This is a genomic window from Frigoribacterium sp. ACAM 257, from assembly GCF_007954365.1.
GTDB lineage: Bacteria > Actinomycetota > Actinomycetes > Actinomycetales > Microbacteriaceae > Frigoribacterium.
In genome coordinates this window covers 160,131-179,493 of record NZ_VOLO01000001.1, presented here as the reverse complement: position 1 = coordinate 179,493, position 19,363 = coordinate 160,131, and the positions used below count along the sequence as shown (strand labels likewise).

Annotated in this window: 18 protein-coding genes; 9 read left to right on the top strand and 9 right to left on the bottom strand. The window is 73.3% G+C overall.

All coding sequences use genetic code 11. From position 1 onward, the window contains the following. Positions 1–70: 70 nt before the first annotated feature. On the top strand, positions 71–1,186 hold the full coding sequence (locus tag ES689_RS00815; RefSeq protein WP_146898963.1) for an alpha/beta fold hydrolase: 1,116 nt from the start codon (positions 71–73) through the stop codon (positions 1,184–1,186). A gap of 11 nt (positions 1,187–1,197) precedes the next feature. Here ES689_RS00815 and ES689_RS00810 read toward each other — a convergent pair whose 3' ends face one another. The 3 genes from ES689_RS00810 to ES689_RS00800 form a co-directional block, all read right to left on the bottom strand. Beyond that, positions 1,198–2,478, bottom strand: coding sequence for an Nramp family divalent metal transporter (locus ES689_RS00810; RefSeq protein ID WP_146898960.1), 1,281 nt, complete (start codon positions 2,476–2,478; stop codon positions 1,198–1,200). Positions 2,479–2,834: 356 nt separating this feature from the next. After that, positions 2,835–3,551 carry a hypothetical protein gene (locus ES689_RS00805; RefSeq protein ID WP_146898957.1) on the bottom strand — a complete coding sequence of 239 codons (717 nt, stop codon included), beginning with the start codon at positions 3,549–3,551 and terminating at the stop codon, positions 2,835–2,837. Positions 3,552–3,653: 102 nt separating this feature from the next. Further along, entirely contained in the window at positions 3,654–5,222 is a 1,569-nt protein-coding gene (locus ES689_RS00800; RefSeq protein ID WP_146898954.1) for a hypothetical protein, read from the bottom strand. Positions 5,223–5,477: 255 nt separating this feature from the next. Between ES689_RS00800 and ES689_RS00795 the strand changes: the two genes are divergently transcribed. From ES689_RS00795 to ES689_RS00780, 4 genes are all read left to right on the top strand, one after another. Beyond that, a complete protein-coding gene (locus tag ES689_RS00795; protein ID WP_146898951.1) occupies positions 5,478–6,386 on the top strand; it encodes a CoA ester lyase in 909 nt (302 codons plus the stop codon). 151 nt (positions 6,387–6,537) lie between these two features. Next, on the top strand, positions 6,538–7,197 hold the full coding sequence (locus tag ES689_RS00790; protein WP_223269309.1) for a PadR family transcriptional regulator: 660 nt from the start codon (positions 6,538–6,540) through the stop codon (positions 7,195–7,197). Positions 7,198–7,302: 105 nt separating this feature from the next. Beyond that, positions 7,303–8,175: a DNA/RNA non-specific endonuclease gene (locus ES689_RS00785; protein ID WP_146898947.1), complete on the top strand. Its 873-nt coding sequence runs from the start codon at positions 7,303–7,305 to the stop codon at positions 8,173–8,175. A gap of 190 nt (positions 8,176–8,365) precedes the next feature. Further along, positions 8,366–9,193: a hypothetical protein gene (locus tag ES689_RS00780; RefSeq protein WP_146898944.1), complete on the top strand. Its 828-nt coding sequence runs from the start codon at positions 8,366–8,368 to the stop codon at positions 9,191–9,193. 17 nt (positions 9,194–9,210) lie between these two features. On the opposite strand, the gene ES689_RS00775 is transcribed toward ES689_RS00780, so the two are convergent. From ES689_RS00775 to ES689_RS00750, 6 genes are all read right to left on the bottom strand, one after another. After that, on the bottom strand, positions 9,211–9,570 hold the full coding sequence (locus tag ES689_RS00775; RefSeq protein ID WP_146898942.1) for a hypothetical protein: 360 nt from the start codon (positions 9,568–9,570) through the stop codon (positions 9,211–9,213). A gap of 10 nt (positions 9,571–9,580) precedes the next feature. Continuing rightward, entirely contained in the window at positions 9,581–10,129 is a 549-nt protein-coding gene (locus ES689_RS00770) for a GNAT family N-acetyltransferase (RefSeq protein WP_223269308.1), read from the bottom strand. A 74-nt stretch (positions 10,130–10,203) separates the two neighbouring features. Beyond that, a complete protein-coding gene (locus ES689_RS16035) occupies positions 10,204–11,595 on the bottom strand; it encodes a peptidoglycan DD-metalloendopeptidase family protein (protein WP_146898939.1) in 1,392 nt (463 codons plus the stop codon). Between the two features lie 237 nt (positions 11,596–11,832). Continuing rightward, positions 11,833–12,489 carry a histidine phosphatase family protein gene (locus tag ES689_RS00760; RefSeq protein WP_146898936.1) on the bottom strand — a complete coding sequence of 219 codons (657 nt, stop codon included), beginning with the start codon at positions 12,487–12,489 and terminating at the stop codon, positions 11,833–11,835. A 153-nt stretch (positions 12,490–12,642) separates the two neighbouring features. After that, positions 12,643–13,272 (bottom strand): nucleoside/nucleotide kinase family protein, encoded by a 630-nt coding sequence (locus ES689_RS00755; protein ID WP_146898934.1) that lies wholly within the window; start codon positions 13,270–13,272, stop codon positions 12,643–12,645. 10 nt (positions 13,273–13,282) lie between these two features. Next, the gene (locus ES689_RS00750) at positions 13,283–13,954 is read right to left on the bottom strand and encodes a DedA family protein (protein ID WP_146898931.1); all 672 of its coding nucleotides are present in this window, start codon (positions 13,952–13,954) and stop codon (positions 13,283–13,285) included. A 198-nt stretch (positions 13,955–14,152) separates the two neighbouring features. Here ES689_RS00750 and ES689_RS00745 point away from each other — a divergent pair, with 198 nt between their 5' ends. The 4 genes from ES689_RS00745 to ES689_RS00730 all read left to right on the top strand — a co-directional run bounded on the left by ES689_RS00745 (position 14,153) and on the right by ES689_RS00730 (position 19,329). Next, a complete protein-coding gene (locus tag ES689_RS00745) occupies positions 14,153–15,130 on the top strand; it encodes an ABC transporter ATP-binding protein (RefSeq protein ID WP_146898928.1) in 978 nt (325 codons plus the stop codon). After that, positions 15,127–16,005, top strand: coding sequence for an ABC transporter permease subunit (locus ES689_RS00740; RefSeq protein ID WP_146898926.1), 879 nt, complete (start codon positions 15,127–15,129; stop codon positions 16,003–16,005). The genes ES689_RS00745 and ES689_RS00740 overlap by 4 nt, the downstream gene beginning before the upstream one ends. Before the next feature lie 200 nt (positions 16,006–16,205). Continuing rightward, positions 16,206–17,702: a DHA2 family efflux MFS transporter permease subunit gene (locus tag ES689_RS00735; RefSeq protein WP_146898923.1), complete on the top strand. Its 1,497-nt coding sequence runs from the start codon at positions 16,206–16,208 to the stop codon at positions 17,700–17,702. Positions 17,703–17,850: 148 nt separating this feature from the next. Next, positions 17,851–19,329 (top strand): MFS transporter, encoded by a 1,479-nt coding sequence (locus ES689_RS00730; protein WP_146898920.1) that lies wholly within the window; start codon positions 17,851–17,853, stop codon positions 19,327–19,329. Positions 19,330–19,363: the final 34 nt, after the last annotated feature.

Here is a 19,363-nt window from a genome sequence, read left to right as displayed (position 1 = left end):
ACTGGACGCCCACCGACCCGCACCTCCTGCCCCCGGCAGCCCTGCGGCGCGGACACCGACGAGGAGGCGCATGGCCGTCACACGCACCGGCTCGAGCCCGCGCACGCACACGCGCAGGCGGGGCCGCGACGAGTCCAGCACCCGCGTCCGCGTCAGCCGCGTCGAGCGCGGCGACCTCTGGGTCCGAGTCAGCACGATAGGCACGACCGGCGAGCGCCCGTTCGTGCTGGTGCCCGGCATCGGGGTCTCGTCCGACTACTTCGAGCGCCTGGCCCCGAACCTCAACTCGTTCGGCCCCGTGCACGCCCTCGACCTGCCGGGCTTCGCGGGCGTGACGCATCCCCGCAGAGCACTGACGATCCGCCAGTTCGCCGACCTCGTGGGCGCCGCCATCGACGACCTCGGGCTGAAGGACCCCATCATCGTGGGCCACTCCATGGGCACCCAGATCGTCACCGACCTCGCGGCCCGGCGCCCCGAGCTGTCGACGCTCGTGTTGATCGGCCCCGTCGTGAACCCCGCCGAGCGGCGCGTCACCGTCGCGGCGCGCAGGTTCTTGCAGGCCGCCTGGCACGAACCCGGCCGGGTCAAGGTTCTCGCGCTGCGGGCCTACCTCGTCTGCGGCGTGCACTGGTTCTCGCAGGTGCTGCCGAAGATGATGACCTACCCGATCGAGCGGCAGCTGCCGAAGGTGCGGGCGCACACGCTCGTCATCCGGGGCGAGCACGACGCGGTCGCGCCGCGCAGCTGGGTCGAGCAGATCGGTCGGCTCGTGCCGTCGTCGCGGCTCTGGGAGATGCCGGGCGCGGCGCACTCCGTCATGCACGCCCACGCCGAGGAGGTCGCCCGGCTCTGCGTCGAGCACGCCGAGCAGCCGCCGCGTCCCGGCGAGGGCGACGAGCTGAGGCACTACGCCGACGCCGGGGACGGCACCGAGCGCGGGGAGTTCGACTTCACTCCCGAGGAGGCGGCGAAGGCGATGCTGGCGACCGTGCGGGAGGGGGTCGCCATCGCCCGCGGCGACGACGACGCGATCGGGCAGGCCAAGTCGGATCACGCTGAGGCGATGCTCGCCGCCCACGACCGCGCCGAGCGACGACGGGGAGACGAGGAGGCGACGGCCGGCGACGAGGACGCCGACGACGCCCGCCGCGCCGACCCGGACGACCGGACCACCGCCTCCTAGGCTGCGGGCACCTAGGCCCCGCCCGTCACCGTCAGGACGATCAGCGCGACGTTCAGCGCGACGACGACGGCGATGGCGGCCCACGCGGCGACGCGCGTGCCGGTCGCGTTCCGCCCCGTGCCCATCAGGCGGGCGTCGCTGGTGACGACGACGAGAGGGACGAGTGCGAACGCGATCCCGAAGCTGAGCACGACCTGGCTCAGCACCAGCAGCCAGGTCGGGCTGATGCCCGTCGCGAGCAGCACGAGGGCAGGCACCAGCGTCACGACCCGGCGCACGAACAGGGGCACCTTCACCGTGAGCAGCCCGTGCATGATCTCGGCGCCGGCCATCGAGCCGATCGAGGTCGAGGCGAGCCCCGACGCCAGCAGCCCGATCGCGAAGAGCACGCCCACGACCGGCCCGAGGGCGTCGCGGATGGCGTCGTGGGCGCCGGGGATCGTGTCGGTGCCGGTGCGGCCGGGCAGCGTCGAGGCGGCCAGCACGAGCATCGAGATGTTCACGCCGCCCGCGACGACGAGCGCCAGCACCACGTCCCAGCGCGTGGCCCGCAGCACCCGACGACGGTCGTCGCCCTCGGTGACGGTGCCGTGGTGGTCGCGGACCAGGGCCGAGTGCAGGTACACGGCGTGAGGCATGACCGTCGCGCCCAGCATGGAGGCGGCCAGCAGCACCGACTGCGCGCCCTCGAAGCGCGGCACCAGGCCCTCGAGCATGCCGGGGCCCGACGGCGGCGAGAAGAACAGGCCGGCGCAGAACCCCACCGTGAGGATCGCCAGCATGCCGATGATCACCGACTGGAAGACGTGCCCGCCGCGGTACTGCGTGAGCATCAGCAGCCCGAGCGAGACGGCCCCGGTGATGAGGCCGCCGACGACGAGCGGCACGCCGAAGAGCAGCTGCAGGGCGAGCGCGCCGCCGATGATCTCGGCGACGTCGGTGGCCGCCGCGACCACCTCGGCCTGCCCCCAGTACGCCAGCCGGGCCGGACGAGGGAGGCGCCGGCCCATCACCTCGGGCAGCGACTGCCCCGTGACGACCCCGAGCTTCGCCGACAGGTACTGCACGAGCACGGCGATCGCGTTCGCCGCGACGAGCACCCAGAGCAGGAGGTACTGGAACTGCGCCCCTGCGGTGAGGTTCGCCGCGACGTTGCCCGGGTCGACGTACGCGATGGCCGCGACGAACGCCGGGCCGAGCAGTGTGCCTCGCGGCCTCGGGTGCGGGCGCCGGTCAGGGCGCCGACCAGGCGCCTCCTGCACGGCGGAGCCTCGGGGTCGTGTCGTCGCCATGCATCGACCCTACACAGCTTTCGGCATGCCGAACTTTCTCTTGCTGCACCCTTGAACCCTGCTCGTCCCCGCCTCCCCGTCCCCCTCCTCATTCAGGAAGATGTGTCCTGATCTGCGCGAGGGCGGTGCCGCGAGTCCTGATCCGTGCACGATCCAGGAACGGAGGCTGGGGACGTCCTGATCGCTGCCGTTCTCCCCCGGCGGGGAGGGCGGCGAAGGAGGCGCGGGTCGACGAACGCAGGAAGCCCCGTCCCGAGCTGCGGGACGGGGCTCCTGCGACGGCGGCCACGGCGGTCACGGCCGCGACGGCCGCGACGGCCACGACGGCCGTTGCCGGCGGAGTGCGCCGGTCGGGGCTACTGGGTGGCGACGGTGATCTTCGCGACGCCGACGAGCATCTGGTCCTGGACCGCGTCAGTGTCGAACGTGGCGTTGAGCAGGGCTGCGGCATCGGGGCTTACGTGCACGGTCGTGCCCTCGAGCACGGCGTTCGCCCCCTCCGTCTTGAGGGGCTCGAGGGTGCCGCCCCAGAGCGTGAAGAGGTAGGCGTCCTGGGCCGCCACCGTCCCGTCCACGGTCACGGTGCCGAAGAGCTTGCTCTCGCCCGGATCGATGCGGAAGTCGCCCAGCTCGACGACCGTGCCGTCGGCCGCGGTCAGCGACAGGCCGGAGGCGTCGTGGTCGATGTTGCCCTGCACGTAGGGACGGACGTCGCCCTCGGGGTCGTAGTAGGTCACGGTGCCGCCCGTGATGGGGAACGAGAACGTCCCGTCGGTGAACGTCGCGGTGCCGACGACCCCGGGGGTGAGGCCGAGGGTGCCGAGGGCGTCGACGAACGAGGCGTCGACGGCGACCTGCGTGTCCACGCCGCCGGTGAGCGCCGGGATCATCGCGAGGGGCGCCTCCGTCGACTCCTCCGCGGGCTCGGTGGCGTTGACGGGATGCGTCGGCGCGGTGTTGTTGCTCTCCGAGTCGGAGGTGGACGAGCAGGCCGCGAGGCCGAGCACGAGCGTGCCCGCGGCGACCGCCGCGAGGGTGCTGCGGACGAAGGAGGAGCGGTCGAGGAGGTGCATGAGGGTCCTTTGCGTGTGGCTGTGTCTGTGGTTCGGTGTCGCGGATCCGGGATGACCGGACGGGCCTGACGGCCGGCCGACCGACCGTCAGGACCTGGGGGATCAGACCTGGTGCTCGGGCACGAAGCGGTCGACCCTGCGGTGCCAGCGCTGGCCGAGGAGGCCGCCGAGCACGGCCCCGCCGAAGCTCAGCACCAGCAGCAGACCGAGGAAGACGAACGACTCGACGGAGGTCGACGACATGTCGTCCATCGAGGGGATCATCGGGTTCGGTGCGGACTGGTCGCCGGCCTGGACGCCGACGACGGCGCCGATCACGCCGACGACGATCGTGATGACGAGCCCCCACAGCCAGGTGGCCAGCCCCTGCTTGAACCCGGAGAAGCGAGCGACGCGTGACGCGGTGAATCCGCCGACGAAGTACCCGGCGAAGACGATGACCAGGACGACGATCCCGGTCGTGAGGGAGAGGACCTCGGCGTTGTCGCCCAGGTAGCCGCGGAAGCCGTCCGGGCTCGAGCCCGACGAGGCGGCGACGACGGCCGACGCGATCGCGGCGAAGACGACGAACACGGACACGCCGAAGCCCGTCGCCGCGAACCAGCCGAGCAGGCCGGCGCCGAACCGCATGCCGGAGAACTCCTGCTTCTGCTCGGTGAGGAGCTCACGACGGAGCGCGACGGGGTCCGCGGTCTCGGCCACGAGCGGATACGCCTGTGATCCCGTGGCCGAGCCGGCGCCTCCCGGACGACCGGCGACCCGGCCGTCGTCAGTGCGCCACGCCGTCGTGGGCGCGTCGTCGCCACGGCCGGGCGCCGCGACGGGGGCGACCACGGTCGGCGCGTCGTCGCGGCGGTCGGCGTCGCGGCGGTCGGCGTCGGTCGACGCGTCGTCGGCCGGGGCACCGTGCGCCTCGGCGGCGCGGAGGGCGTCGTCGTCGTGCAGGGGACGGCCGGAGTCGTCCTGCGGAGCGGCGGACCAGGCTCGGGACGCCGGGGGCGTCGGCGCGACCACGGGCGGGACGACCCGGGCCTCGTCGTCACGACGGTCGACGTCGTCACGACGGTCGACGTCGTCACGACGGTCGGACTCGACCCGGTCGTGGAGGACCTCGGTGTCGGCGTGGTCGGTGTCGGCGTGGTCAGACGACGAACGACCGTCCGGGCCCGACAGGCGCTCGTCGTCGGTCGAGGAGTCAGGTGCCGTGGTCGCCGCCGGTGCTGCGAACGCGTCGACGCCGTCGCGGGCGTCGTCATCGCCTGAGTCCTCGACGCGACCGTCGCGCGCGACGTCGCTCGCGTGGTCCGCAGGCGCGTCGCCGAACGAGACGGCCGGCGGCGCGGCCGGGCCCGTCGACGAGTCAGGAGACGTCGCCGAGCCGTCGTCGGCCCGGCCGTCGGCCGAGCCGTCGCGGTCGCCCTCACCTGAGAGCTCGACGCGGTCCTCGGGAGCCACGGCGGGCTCCGCCGGTCCGCCGAGGTCGACGGCGGGTGAACTCGAGCCGGCGGGCGCGCCGAAGTCGACGGCAGGGCCGTCGGCGGCGGGGCCTGCACTCGGGTCGCGGTCGGCCTGCGGGGCGTCGTCGAGCGGGTCGCGGGCCGGCTCGCGCGGGGCGCGGTCGCGGGCGTCGCCCTCGTCGGCGCGGTCTCTCGGGGTGTTCGCGTCGGTCATGGCAGCTCCTCGTGATCGTGGCCTCGCGACGCCCCGGGCACGCGCGAAGTGCTCCGTGACCCCGGGTGTCGCCTGTGGTCTCGCTGAACGGTACGCCCGACGGCGGCTGCCGGGCGGGAGCCCTCGCCCGGCACGCGGAGACGCGCGGCTGCGCGCCGCCGCTCGTGCGCCGCGACGGGGCCGGTAGCGTGGTGGGGCACGCCGCCCGCGACGAGCGGACACGGCGACACGCGACGAGACAGACGAGGACGTCCCATGACCGACACAGCCACCACCGCCGGCGCCCCCGACGCCGCTCCGTCCGGCTCCGCCGCCACGGGCTCGACGACGACGGGCCGCTCGAAGCCGCCGGCGGACATCGCCCGTTCGTGGCTGCTCGTGCCCGGCACCACTCCCGAGCGCTTCGACCAGGCCGCACGCTCGCGTGCCGACCAGATCGTGCTCGACATCGAGGACGCCGTCGACCCTGCCCGCAAGCCCGCCGCCCGCGACGACGTCGTCGCCTGGCTCACCGCCGGCGGCCGCGCCTGGGTCCGCATCAACGACCGCTCGACCGACTTCTGGTCCGACGACGTCGACGCCCTGCTGGGCCTGCCCGGCCTGCAGGGAGTCATGCTCGCCAAGACCGAGGCGCCCGAGCACGTCACCGAGACCTTCGACCGCCTGGGAGGCGCGGTGCGCGTCCTCGCCCTCGTCGAGTCCGCGCTCGGCATCGAGGAGAGCCCCTCGATCGCCAAGGCGCGCGGCGCGTTCCGCCTCGCGTTCGGCAGCGGCGACTACCGCCGCGACACCGGCACGAGCGCCGACGACCTCGCGATGGCCTACCCCCGCTCCCGCCTGGTGGTCGCGAGCCGCATCGGCGGCCTGCCCGGCCCGATCGACGGCCCGACGGTCGGCAGCAGCCACCCCGTGCTCCGCGAGCAGGCGGGCGTCGCCGTCGCCCTCGGCCTGACGGGCAAGCTCTGCCTCGACGTCGAGCAGCTGCCCGTCATCAACGAGGTCATCAGCCCGACGCCCTCCGACGTCGCCTGGGCGCAGGACTTCCTCGCCGACTTCGAGGGCCGCGGCCGCGTCATCCGCGACGGCAGCGACCTGCCGCGCCTCGGCCGCGCGCAGAAGATCGAGAAGCTCGCCACGGCCTTCGGCGTCGCCCCGGCCAGCTAGCCGACCCAGGACAGGACGAAGGAGGCGCACCCACCAGGGTGCGCCTCCTTCGTTCTGTCCTGACTGTTGACAAACGATAGTCAACGACATATCTTTGACACATCGCGACAACCACCGCGACACAGTCTTGAGAACGAGAGGACGTTTCCCCATGGGCAACGCACACCACCACATGGATCCCGACCACCCTGACCACTCCGACCGCCGCGACCAGCACGACCGCTTCGCCGGTGGGGGCCGCTTCGGCCGCCCCTTCGCCCGCGGCGGCCGTCCCGGCGGCGCCGGCTTCGGCGCCGGCCCCGGGGGCCCCGGCCCCTTCGGCGGCTTCCCCGGGTTCCCCGGCTTCGGCCCCGGCGGCCACCGCGGCGGCCGCGGCCGTGCCCGCAAGGGCGACGTCCGCCTCGCGGTCCTGTCGCTGCTGGCCGACGCGCCGTCGAACGGCTACGGCCTGATCAAGGCCATCGCCGAGCGCACCGACGGCGTCTGGAAGCCGAGCCCCGGCTCGGTCTACCCCACGCTGCAGCAGCTCGTCGACGAAGAGCTGATCGTCGCCGGCGACGAGGCCGCCAAGGGCGAGTACTCGCTCACCGAGGCCGGCCGCAGCTACGTGGCCGAGCACGCGGACGCCGTCGAGGCGGCCTGGGCCGCCACGACCGGCGACGAGGCCTCGGACGAGTTCCGCGAGAGCCTCGGCAAGCTGTTCGGCGTCGTGCAGCAGTTCCGCTCCGGCGTGACCGACGCACAGCGCGCCGCCGCGACCGCCAAGCTCGACGAGACGCGGCGAGCGCTCTACGCGATCCTCGCCGACTGACGTCGGCCGGCCGGCCCGCCCGGCAGGCGCGGCGCGGCGCGGGCCGGTGTCGGAGGCGCGGTGCACGATGGGCCGAGACCACCCACCGACCAGCAGGAGGCGCGGATGACCATCGCAGACGACCAGCCCGAGGCGGCGGCTGCCCTCGGCTACGATCCCGGGTTCCTCGCCGTGCAGGTCCCCCTGCCGGCCGCAGGCCCCCGCGACGTGCGCGAGCTGCCCTACGCCCACTTCACCGTGCTGCTCGACCCGGTGCGACGCCTCGCGGCCGCGACCGCGGTGAACGTGGACGGCGCCTCCCTGGTCGACCTCGAGCGCGGCGACGACTGGCACCTCGACGAGCGGGTCCCCGTCGCTGAGCAGTGCGGGCCGGGGGTCTACGCCCGCAACGACCTCGACCGGGGCCACCTCGTGCGGCGTCGTGACCCGGTCTGGGGAACGCCCGCCGTCGCCTCGCGCGCGAATCTCGACACCTTCACCTACACGAACGCCGCGCCCCAGGCGGGCGACTTCAACCAGTCGTCCGAGCTCTGGCTCGGCCTCGAGGACCACGTGCTCGAGTACGCCGCCGCGCACCAGCAGCGGCTGACCGTCCTGACCGGCCCGGTGCTCGACCCCGACGACCCGACGTACCGGGGGGTCCAGCTGCCGCTGCGCTTCTGGAAGGTCGCCGCGTGGGCGACACGTGACGGCGCGGCGCTGCGGACGGCCGGGTACCTGCTCGACCAGTCCCCCCAGCTCGACGACGCCGAGCTGGAGCAGGCCGTGCTGCGCGCCCGTGACGACGACGAGCTGCCCCCGCTGGGGCCGTATCGCACCTTCCAGGTGCCCGTGCGCGACATCGCCTCGCTGACCGGCCTCGAGCTCGCCCAGCTCGCCGAGGCCGACTCGCTGCAGGTCGTGCCGACGGTCCGGCCGCCGTCGGGGCTGCCCGAGGGGTGGGTGCCGCTCGACTCCCCCGACCAGCTGACGTTCTAGCCGCGCAGGACCCAGCCTGGTCGGGCCCGGCCGGACTCGGCTGGGCTGGGCTGGGCTCGGCTCGGCTGGGCTCGGCTCGGCTCGGTCGGAGGTGAGCGTGGCAGGATCCGTCCCTGTGCCTGTCGACCCTGCCTCCCGTGACGCTTCCGGCCCACGACGGCGCGGTGACGACACTGCGACCGTCCTCACCGTGCGACGGGAGCACGACGTCGTCCCCGGCCGTGCGACCCCCTGGCGCAACGTGCTGGTCGAGTTCGAGGTCCCCTCCGGCGCGAGGGCGTCGGCCGACCGGCTGCGCCCCCTGCTCGACGACCCCGAGCTGCACTGGACCCCTGGTCTGCGGCGCGGGGTGCTGGCGCTCCTTCCGCGCAGCACCGCCATGGTGCGCGTCGTCCTCTCGTGGGAGTGGTCGGTCGAGGCCGCCGACTTCTCCGTCCACTCGCTCGAGCCCGACCCGTTCACGCCGGACGAGCTCGTCGTGCTCGAGAGGTGGATGCGCGCCTCCGCACGGCGGCTCGCGTCCGCGGACGACGCGGTCGAGGCCGCGGTGACCCGGGTCGTCGACGACGTCGTGTCGGGGCTCGACCGGAGCGCGCCTCCTCGATCCGGGGTGCCGAGGGCCGTCGAGGGCAGCTCGATCGGCACGGCAGTCCTCGGGACCCGCGTCGCGGGGCCGGACGAGACGTCGCCCCACGGACGGGTCGACGTCCGGCTTCCCGATCCCGGCGACCCAGGGCACGAAGTCCTCGTCGACGTCTCGACGGGTCGCCTGCTCGGACACCGGACCACGCTCGCCGACGAGGGCGACCCGTGGGCGTTCCGCTACGTGGTCGCCGAGGCGGACGAGGCAGGCGAGGCGGTCGACGACGACACCACGAGCGGCGTCAGCACGGCTGACCTCGTGCACTGGCACGACCAGCACATCCAACGACAGATGCTCGCCGACGACGCCCGCCAGGCGCTCGTGCACCTGCTGGCCGGCCTCGACGCCCCGGCGTCGGTCGGCTACCGCGGCTGACCGGCCGGCCGGACGGACTACGGCCGCTCGTCCACGATGGCGACGAAGCGACTGCCCACACCGGCCACCTCGCTGCGGGCCGTGCCCTGCTCGGGCTCGGGGAGCTCGTCGACGCCGTGGTCGTCGCAGCTCAGGTGCGTCCACGCCGGCCACCACTTCTTCGGCCGGGAAGCCTCGTGGTAGCCGCACACGACGCAGGCGAGGTCGACCCAGACGGGCTTGCCCGTGCGGTTGGCCCGTGACTGCAGCAGCCACGCGGGCGGCGTCTTCTCCAGCTCGAGCAGCTCGTCGAGCGTGAGCTTCGCGGGGATGCCGTGGCGCACCGCCATCTCGAGCGGGATATCGAGCTGCAGCGCAGCGTCTCGTCGCGTGATCATCGCGCTCAGCCTAGACGCCGACGAGCACCTTCTCGAAGCAGATCGAGTTCGGGAGGGCCTCGACGTACGGCTCGTAGGTCGGGATCTGGCGATAGCCGGCGCGTTCGTAGAGACGGACCGCCTCCGGCTGGCGATCACCCGTCTGCAGGATCAGCCGCGCCGCCCCGCCGGCGCGGGCGACGACCTCGAGCTCGTCCATCAGGAGCCGGCCGAGGCCACGTCCGCGCTCCGCCGGGTCGACGACGACGCGCTTGACCTCCCACTCGCCGTCGAGGTCGCGCAGCGCGGCGTGCGCGACGGCACGACCGGCGTCGTCCGTGACGAGCACGGTGGTGTGGACCTGCTCGGGGTGCACGCGGAGGGCGGCGTCACGACGGGCCGTGACGGCCGGGTCCTCGACCACGTCGGGGTCGGAGTAGCGCTCGTTCATCTCGGCGTCCATCCGCGAACGGAGCTCTCGGGCCCTGGGGTCGTCCCACGCGACGTGGCGCACGTGCCGTGCAGGGAGAGCGGCAGGGACGGAAGGAGCGTTCTGGGCAAGAGGAGCGGCGTTCGTCACCGAGACATCCTGCCATCCCTGCCCGGGCACTCGCTGCACGGTGTGCAGGCCCTGCGCTCCGGGTCGACGCCGCGCTAGCGCAGGCTGACGCCCCGGGCTGCCATGAACGGCACCGGGTCGGTCGAGGCACCGTTGACCCGGGTCTCGAAGTGCAGGTGGCAGCCGGTCGAGTTGCCGGTCGAGCCGACGAGCGCGATGAGCTGGCCCGCGACGACCGACTGGCCGTTGCCGACCCTGATGCCGCCGTTGACGATGTGGCCGTACGCCGTGCTGAGGCCGCCGCCGTGGGAGATCCGCACGTAGTTGCCGTAGCCGCCGTAGCCGCCGGCGTAGGTGACCGTGCCCGAGGCGGCGGCGTAGATGGGGGTCGAGCAGCCGGGCGCGAGGTCGACGCCGTCGTGCAGCTTCCACTGGCCGGAGACGGGGTTCACGCGGTAGCCGTAGCCGCTCGAGATGCCGCCCCCGCTGGGACGGACCCAGCCGGAGCCCGAGCCGCCGCCTCCGCCGGAGGTGGGGGGCGCTGCGGGCGCAGGGGCAGGAGCCCCGGGGGCCGGGGCGGGGCGCACTGCCGCCGCGGCGGCCGCGGCCGCTGCTGCCGCGGCGCGCTGCTGTCGCAGCTCCTCCGCCTGGCGGGCGGCCTCGGCGGCGCGGGCGGCCTCCTCGGCGGCGAGGCGCTGGCGCTCCGCCTCGACGCCGGCTTCGTACTGTTCCTCGGTCTGGGCCGTGGCGTCCTGCAGCACGGCGAGCTGCGCCTGCAGGCGCGACTCGTTCTCCTGCTGTGCGGTCACCGCAGCGGTCGCGGCGTCGGCCGCGGCCTGCGCCTCGTCCATCGAGACCTGGGCCGTGTCGCGCAGGCCGACCAGCGCCTCCTTCGCGACGGCAGCCTGGTCGCCGAGCGACTGTGCGACGTTGCGGTCGGAGACGGCCTGCTGACGGATGCCGTCGGCCTGCTCGGTGATCTTGCTCATCGCGCCGAGGCGGTAGAGCAGGTCGCCGGCGGCCTCGCCGTCGCCGACGAGCTGCGTCGAGACGTCGCCGCCGCCCGTGCGGGCGAGCTGCGCGGACACCTGGCCGGCGCGCTTCTCGCTCTCGTCGGCGATCGCGGTCTTCTCGTCGACCTGTGCCTGCAGCTCCGCGAGCTTGGCGGCACCCTGGTCCGCGAGGTCCTGGGCGGCCTGGAACGCGGCGCCCAGGCGCTCGGCCTCGGCCTGCGCGTTCACGGCGTCGGACTGCAGCTGGTCGAGCAGCCCCTGCAGCTCGGAGATCTGCGCCTGCTTCGACGACTCGTTCGCCTGCGCGGCCTTGACGTCGTCCCACGTGGGGTACGACGCGGCGCGCGCCGGCGAGCCGCCGACCACGACCCCGGCCACGACGAAGACGATCGCGAGGAGCAGCGTCGACACGACGGTGAACGCGGTGCGCGAGCGCAGGGCCGGCAGGAGCGGTGCAGGCAGCGGAGAACTCACGGGATCGTGTCCTGACTCGAGGGGGGCGACCTGCGTCGGGCTGCCTGTCGGCGGCTCGTCGTGGGGTCGGATGCGTGACCACCCTACGGCCGAAGAGCACGAGGGTAAACCCGAGGTAGAAGGTTCGCTCGTCACCCGGTGACCCCCAGAGCTAGGGCCACACGGCACGACACGAGCAACACGAGTCACACGGGCCTCACGATCTGTACCCCGTTCGGCCCTGTTGAAGGCCTCCGGTCAGACGGCCTCGCCGGTCGGGTCGCTCGCGCCCGGGTCGTCGAGCGCCGCGCCGCCGACCGGCTCGCCCGCCCACTCGACGAGCACCCACCCCTCGCCCGGGTCGCCCTCCAGCACGACCACGCCGGTGTTCGCGAGCTGGTGGGCGCGCACGAACTCGGCATCGACGTTGGACGCCCGCCGACCTGCCCAGCCCCGGATCGCCGCACCGTGGCTCACGACTGCGACGACGTCGTGGCCCCCGGCAGCGACCTCGTCGACGGCCCCGTCGAAGCGGGCGAAGAACGCGTGGCCGTCTTCTGCCCCGGGCACGTGGGCGTCGAGGTCGCCGTCGACCCAGCGCAGCACGGTGCCGAGGTAGGACGCCACGGCCTCCTGGTCGGAGCGGAGCTCGAGCTCGCCGGCCTCGACCTCGCGCAGGCCGTCACGGACGGTCGGCACGAGACCGAGGGAGGCGGCGAGCGGGGCCGCGGTGAGCTGGGTGCGGACCATGGTGCTCGTCGACAGCGCGCCGATGCCCGCCGCGACGAGCGCCTCGGGCAGCGCCGCGGCCTGCTCGAGGCCGAGGTCGGTGAGGACGGGGCCGGGCACGGTCGTGCCGAGCTCGCCATGGACGTTGTCGGGGGTCTGACCGTGTCTGATGAGGTAGAGGTGCATGGCTTCCCACCCTACGGTCGGCCGCCGACACCGCCCCAGGCGCGGCCCCCGCTGCCGCACCCCTCGGACCCGCGGGCACCCTCCCGCGCGCAGCGGGGTCCACGCGGGTTCCGCGGGTCTCGGCGGCCGCGCGGGTTCCGGACGCGCGCCGGGTCAGCCGGCGAGCACGGCGTCGGCGCGCTCGCGGGTGGCACGCACCAGCGCGGCCGAGCGCTCGTCGGGGCCGGACGCCCAGGCGAGCGCCGCCTCCTCGGACATGCCGTGCCGCACGTGCCGCGCGACGAGCCGGCGGATCCTCTCGGGCTGTGGCACCTCCACCCACCAGGCGAGGTCGAGCTCGGCACGGGCGCTCCTCCACGGTTCCTCGTCGACCAGCAGGTAGTTGCCCTCCACGACGACCACCTCGACGTCGGGGGCCACCTCGATCGAGCCGGCAACCGCCTCCTCGAGGCCCCTGACGTAGTCGGGTGCCCAGACCGTCTCGCCGTGCTCGACCCGTCGGAGCCGACGGAGGAGGGCGAGCCAGCCCGAGCCGTCGAACGTGTCGATCGCGCCCTTCCGGTCGAGCCGGCCCAGGCGGGCGAGGGCCGCGCCGGCGAGGTGGAAGCCGTCCATCGGGACGACGACGGCCGACATCCCGGCCGCGACCAGCGCCTCCGCGAGCGCCGTGGCGGTCGTGCTCTTGCCGCTGCCCGGTTCGCCTGCCAGGCCGACGACGACGTGTCGGCCCGTGGGACGGAGGCCGGCGACCTGCGCGACCGCGTCGTCGAGGCTCAGCGGCACGGCCGAGGCCTCAGGCGCCCGGCGTGGGCGTCGCGCGCCGCGCCGAGATCGCCTTGCGGAGCACCGTGATCAGGATCGGCAGCACCGAGACGAGCACGATCACGATCGCCCAGACGTCGATGTGGTCGGCGATGATCGGCACGCCGCCGAGCAGCGAGCCGAGCACCGTGAGGCCCACGGCCCAGAGGAACGCGCCGATGACGTTGAAGGCGAGGAACGCCGGGTAGCGGTAGCCCGCCGTGCCCGCGGCGAGCGGGACGTAGGTGCGGACGATGGGCACGAAGCGACCGAGGATGAGCGAGAGGCCGCCGTACTTAGCGAAGAAGGCCTCGGCCTTGGCGAGGTGGGCCGTCTTCAGCACGCGGGCGTCGGGCCGGAACCAGCGCCGGCCGAACCGGTTGCCGAGGAAGTACCCCACCTGGTCGCCGAGGAAAGCGGCGGCGAAGGCGCAGAGAGCGATCAGCCAGACCGGCAGCTCTAGGGCCTCGTGCAGCAGCCCCGCCGTGAAGAGCAGCGAGTCGCCCGGCAGGAAAGGGAACAGCACGCCCGACTCGATGAACACCATCAGGGAGATGCCCGCGAGCGCCCAGGGCCCGAGGGCCGGCAGGAGCGCCTCGGGGTCGAAGAGCAGGAAGCCGCCGGAGGCGAGGGGCAGGGAGGCGAGGAGGGTGGCTGTCGTCACCGGGCGAGTGTAACGACAGCCTGATCGGGGGTGCCTCCTCCCCCGGTGGTCGCAGGCCGCGGCGGGCCGGGGTCGTCCGGTCGGCGGATGTCGGCGGCGGCGCTCCGCTCCTAGGCTCGACGCAGGTCGGCAGCCCCCGCACGTGACGATGCGCGCCCCGGGGCGTCGACACCCGCACGACGACGAGAGGCACCCCCCATGATCGAAGCTCGATCACTCACCAAGAGATACGGCTCGAAGGTGGCGCTCGACGACGTCAGCTTCACGGTGCGCCCCGGCATCGTCACCGGGTTCCTCGGCCCGAACGGCGCGGGCAAGTCGACCACGATGCGCATGATCGTCGGGCTCGACCGCCCCACCTCCGGCTCCGTGACCGTCAACGGTCGCCCCTACGCCGACCACCGGGCGCCGCTCCGCGAGGTCGGGGTGCTGCTCGACGCCAAGGCCGTGCACAGCGGCCGCAGCGCCTCCGACCACCTCCTCGCGATGGCCGCGACGCACGGCATCGGCAAGGCGCGCGTCCGCGAGGTCATCGGCCTGACAGGGCTCGAGCCCGTGGCGAAGAAGCGCGTCGGCGGCTTCTCGCTCGGCATGGGCCAGCGCCTCGGCATCGCCGCCGCGCTGCTCGGCGACCCGGCGACCCTGATCTTCGACGAGCCCGTCAACGGCCTCGACCCCGAGGGCGTCGTGTGGGTGCGGACCCTCGCCCGGCACCTCGCGAGCGAGGGCCGCACCGTGTTCCTCTCGTCGCACCTGATGAGCGAGATGGCGCAGACCGCCGACCACCTCATCGTGCTCGGCCGGGGCCGCGTGCTCGCCGACGCCCCCGTCAGCCAGGTCGTCGCGCAGGCGTCCGGGGACGGCGTGCGCGTTCGCAGCCCGCACCTCGCACAGCTGTCCGACCTGCTCGCCCGCCACGCCGAGGTCGTCGCGACGACGACGGACGACGGCGCGCTCGACCTGCGGGGCGTCACGGCCGCCCAGGTCGGCGAGGCCGCCGCCGCACAGGGCATCGTCCTGCACGAGCTGACCCCGCTGGTCCGCTCCCTGGAGGAGGCCTACATGACCCTCACCCAGGACTCCGTCGAGTACCACGCGGGAGGCACGGCCCCCGCAGGAGGCGCCCCCGCGGCCGCCGACGCCGCATCCGCCACGACGTCGGGAGCGACGCGATGACCACGACCACCACGCCGCGCCCGACGACCCACGCCCACGCGGCGGGCTCGGGCGTCTCGTTCGCCCACGTTCTCCGCTCGGAGTGGATCAAGCTCCGCAGCCTCCGCTCGACGGCCTGGTGCTTCGCCGTCATCGCCGTGCTGCTGATCGGCTTCGCCGCCCTCGGCGCCGCGCTGTCGTCGGTCTTCGCCGGCTCGGAGGCCACGCCCGAGCAGCAGCAGTCGATCGCGGTGACGATCATCACCTTCGGCTCGCCCTTCGCGCAGCTGGTCGCCGCCGTGCTCGGCGCCCTCATCATCACGGGCGAGTACGGCACCGGCATGATCCGGTCCACCTTCACCGCGGTGCCCCGCCGCACGTCCGCGCTCGTCGCCAAGATCGTGCTCGTCGGCGCGGGCACCTTCGTGGTCTCGCTGGTCGCCCTGGCGATCGCGCTCCTGGTCGCGACGCCGCTCCTCGCGGGGCAGGGCGTCGACGTCGACCTGGCTGACGGTCGGCTCTGGGCCTCGGTCGTCGGCGCCGCCGCCGCCGTCGCCTTCACCGCGATGATCTCGTTCGGCCTCGGCGCGATCATCCGGAACGGAGCGGCCGGCATCGCCGCCGCCATCGGGGTCGTCTTCGTGCTGCCGATCATCTTCGGCATCGCGCAGGGCCTCGTCGGCAAGGGCTGGATCTACACGCTGAACGAGTTCACTCCGCCCCAGGCCGCGACCCGCCTCTACGACTACCCGCTCGACGGCACCTCGATGCTCACGATGCCGGGCGTCGACGGCTCGCTCGTCCTCGAGCCCTGGCAGGCGCTGCTCGTGCTGGTGGGCTGGGTCGTGGTGCTGTTCGCCGTCGCGCTCGCCCTCGTGAAGCGACGGGACGTCTAGTCCGCCGCCGCTCCTCCCGGGCGGCACGGGCCGACGTGACCACCTGGTCACGTCGGCCCTCGCCGCGTTCGGCCCCCTGCCGTCCACCTCCGTCGTCGCCGGTCGGGAATGAACGACGGCCCCTGAGCGCTGCACCGGTGTCTCGACGGCGAGACACCGACACCGACACCGCCACCCGCCAGCCCCTGCAGGGAGACCACATGACGAGCGACACCGCCGCGTCCACCGCCGCCGACACCGGCTCGGTCCGCGCGACCACCGACGGCGACGACACCGCCCTCGCGGCCCGCAACAAGCTCGTCATCGGCCTGCTGCTCGTCAGCGCCTTCGTCGTGATCCTCAACGAGACGATCATGGGCGTGGCCCTGCCGAGCCTGACCCGAGACCTCGACATCACCGTGACCGCCGGCCAGTGGCTGACGACCGGCTTCATGCTGACGATGGCGGTCGTCATCCCGATCACCGGGTTCCTGCTGCAGCGGTTCAACACACGCCCGGTCTTCATCACGGCGATGAGCCTGTTCAGCCTCGGCACCGCCATCTCGGCGATCGCGCCCGGCTTCGGCGTGCTACTGCTCGGCCGTGTCGTGCAGGCGTCCGGCACGGCCATCATGATGCCGCTGCTGATGACGACCGTGCTCACGCTCGTGCCCGCCGCCACGCGCGGACGCACGATGGGCAACATCTCGATCGTCATCTCGGTCGCCCCCGCCATCGGCCCCACCATCTCGGGCCTCATCCTCAGCGTCTTCGAGTGGCGCTTCATGTTCATCCTCGTGCTGCCCATCGCGCTCGGCGCCCTGGCCCTCGGCGCCGCGCGCGTCAAGAACGTCACGACCCCCCGCACGGTGCCGCTCGACGTCTTCTCCGTCATCCTGTCCGCCTTCGCCTTCGGCGGCATCGTGTTCGGGCTGAGCTCCATCGGCGAGGGCGCCGAGGCGGCGGTGCCCGCGTGGCTGCCGATCGGCGTCGGCGTCGTCGCGCTGCTCGCGTTCGTCCTGCGCCAGCGTGCCCTGCAGCGCGACGACAAGGCGCTGCTCGACCTGCGCACGTTCCTCTCGCGCACCTTCACCACCTCGGTCCTCGTGCTCGGCGTCGGCATGATCGCCCTCTTCGGCACCCTGATCGTCCTGCCGATCTACCTGCAGAACGTCCACGGGCTCGACCCGCTGGCGACCGGCCTCCTGCTGCTGCCCGGCGGCCTGCTGCAGGGCGTGCTCTCGCCGATCGTCGGCCGGATCTTCGACAAGCACGGCCCGACCGTGCTGCTCGTGCCCGGCACGGTGCTCGTCAGCGCGGTGCTGTGGTTCCTCTCGACGGTGTCCGAGGCCACGCCGATCCCGATGGTGCTCGGCGCGCACGTCGCCCTCAGCGTCGGCCTCGCGCTGATGTTCACGCCGCTCTTCACGTCGGGCCTCGGCTCGCTGCCCGGCCGTCTCTACTCGCACGGCTCGGCGATCGTCGGCACGGTGCAGCAGGTCGCGGGCGCGGCCGGCACGGCCGTGTTCGTGACCGTCATGACGCTGGCCACCGTGTCCGCGGCGAGCGGCGGGGCCGGCGACATCGCCGCCGCGAGCGCCGGCGTCCGCGCGGCCTTCCTGGTGGGCGCGATCATCTCGCTGTTCGCCGTGGTCGGCGCGTTCTTCGTCCGCCGGCCCCCGGTGACCGAGGGCGCCGAGCCGATCGTCGCGCACTAGCCAGGTCGGCAGCCCCGCCGGGGGCTCCCCCCACGACCGCCCTTCCCGACGACCGGGGAGGGCGGTCGTGCGTCCGGCGCCGGGAGTACCGTCGCCGATGTTCGTGCATCCTCTGCACGGATGCACACCGCGCACAGGGGAGACCACCATGAGCAGCTCGTCGTCGACCACGGCCCGAGGAGGCGGCGGCAGCGTCCGCAGCCTGGTCCCGGCCCGCATGGACCGTCTCCCCTGGACCAAGTTCCACTGGACGATCGTCGTCGGGCTCGGCTTCTCGTGGGTGCTGGACGGCCTCGAGATCCAGATCGTCGCCTCCGCCGGGTTCCAGGCCGACCTCGGCCTGACCGCCGCGCAGGTCGGCTACCTCGGCACGATCTACCTGCTGGGCCAGGTGGCGGGTGCCCTGGTCTTCGGCCGGCTGAGCGACACGCTCGGCCGCAAGAAGCTCTTCATCCTCACGCTCGCGATCTACCTGGTCGCGAGCGGGCTGGCCGGGCTGTCGCCGAACTTCGCGTTCCTGGCGGTGTTCCGGTTCATCGCCGGCATGGGCATCGGCGGAGAGTACGCCGCGATCAACTCGGCCATCGACGAGATCATCCCGTCGCGCTACCGCGGCCGCGTCGACATCGCGATCAACGGAACCTACTGGGGCGGCGCGGCCCTCGGCTCGGCCGCCAACCTCTTCCTGCTGAACACCGACTACTTCGCCGAGAACGTCGGCTGGCGGATCGGCTTCTTCATCGGCCCGGTGCTCGGCCTGATCATCATCTACCTGCGCCGGCACATCCCCGAGAGCCCCCGCTGGCTGATGACCCACGGCCGTGAGGAGGAGGCGGAGGCGACGGTCACCGACATCGAGCACCGCGTCGAGGCGGAGGGCCGCACCCTCGAGCCGGTCCGCGACGACCAGGCGCTCGAGGTGACCGACCAGGGCCGGATCCCGTTCAGCGTCATCCTGCGCACCCTCATCAAGGACTACCCGAAGCGCACCCTCGTCGCCGCGACGATGATGATCACGCAGTCGTTCCTCTACAACGCGATCTTCTTCACCTACGCGCTGGTGCTTCAGAACTTCTACGGCACGGACCCGGCGTCGACCCAGTACTTCTTCTTCCCGTTCGCCATCGGCAACCTGCTCGGCCCACTGCTCCTCGGCCACCTGTTCGACACGTGGGGCCGACGCCAGATGATCCTCCTGACCTACGGCGTCTCGGCGGTCGTCCTCGCCGTGTCGGCCGTGCTGTTCCACATGGACGTGCTGAGCGCGACGACCCAGACCGTGTTCTGGTGCGTGTCGTTCTTCTTCGCGTCGGCGGGCGCCTCCTCGGCCTACCTCACGGTGAGCGAGATCTTCCCGCTCGAGCTGCGCGGCCAGGTGATCGGCTACTTCTTCGCCCTCGGCCAGATCGCCGGCGCGGTAGCCCCGACGCTCTACGGCTCGCTGATCGGCGACGGCACCGACCGCGGGCCGCTGACGGCGGGGTACTTCCTCGGCGCGGGGATCATGCTCGTCGGAGGCGTGATCGCGTTCGTCTTCGGGGTGTCGGCCGAGCGGAAGTCGCTCGAGTCGATCACGAGCCCGCTGTCGGTCGTGCCGCCGGGCAAGGGCGGCTCGGGCAGGTCCTAGATCCGATCGAGGGCGCCCTGCGGGCTCGGGACCC

Excerpts from the sequence above, each read along its gene's own strand:
- ES689_RS00800 (WP_146898954.1), bottom strand. The coding sequence starts at position 5,222 with ATGACCGACGCGAACACCCCGAGAGACCGCGCCGACGAGGGCGACGCC.
- ES689_RS00810 (WP_146898960.1), bottom strand. The coding sequence starts at position 2,478 with ATGGCGACGACACGACCCCGAGGCTCCGCCGTGCAGGAGGCGCCTGGT.
- ES689_RS00760 (WP_146898936.1), bottom strand. The coding sequence starts at position 12,489 with ATGCACCTCTACCTCATCAGACACGGTCAGACCCCCGACAACGTCCAT.
- ES689_RS00795 (WP_146898951.1), top strand. The coding sequence starts at position 5,478 with ATGACCGACACAGCCACCACCGCCGGCGCCCCCGACGCCGCTCCGTCC.
- ES689_RS00730 (WP_146898920.1), top strand. The coding sequence starts at position 17,851 with ATGAGCAGCTCGTCGTCGACCACGGCCCGAGGAGGCGGCGGCAGCGTC.
- ES689_RS00815 (WP_146898963.1), top strand. The coding sequence starts at position 71 with ATGGCCGTCACACGCACCGGCTCGAGCCCGCGCACGCACACGCGCAGG.
- ES689_RS00735 (WP_146898923.1), top strand. The coding sequence starts at position 16,206 with ATGACGAGCGACACCGCCGCGTCCACCGCCGCCGACACCGGCTCGGTC.
- ES689_RS00745 (WP_146898928.1), top strand. The coding sequence starts at position 14,153 with ATGATCGAAGCTCGATCACTCACCAAGAGATACGGCTCGAAGGTGGCG.
- ES689_RS00740 (WP_146898926.1), top strand. The coding sequence starts at position 15,127 with ATGACCACGACCACCACGCCGCGCCCGACGACCCACGCCCACGCGGCG.
- ES689_RS00790 (WP_223269309.1), top strand. The coding sequence starts at position 6,538 with ATGGGCAACGCACACCACCACATGGATCCCGACCACCCTGACCACTCC.
- ES689_RS00775 (WP_146898942.1), bottom strand. The coding sequence starts at position 9,570 with ATGATCACGCGACGAGACGCTGCGCTGCAGCTCGATATCCCGCTCGAG.
- ES689_RS00805 (WP_146898957.1), bottom strand. The coding sequence starts at position 3,551 with ATGCACCTCCTCGACCGCTCCTCCTTCGTCCGCAGCACCCTCGCGGCG.
- ES689_RS00785 (WP_146898947.1), top strand. The coding sequence starts at position 7,303 with ATGACCATCGCAGACGACCAGCCCGAGGCGGCGGCTGCCCTCGGCTAC.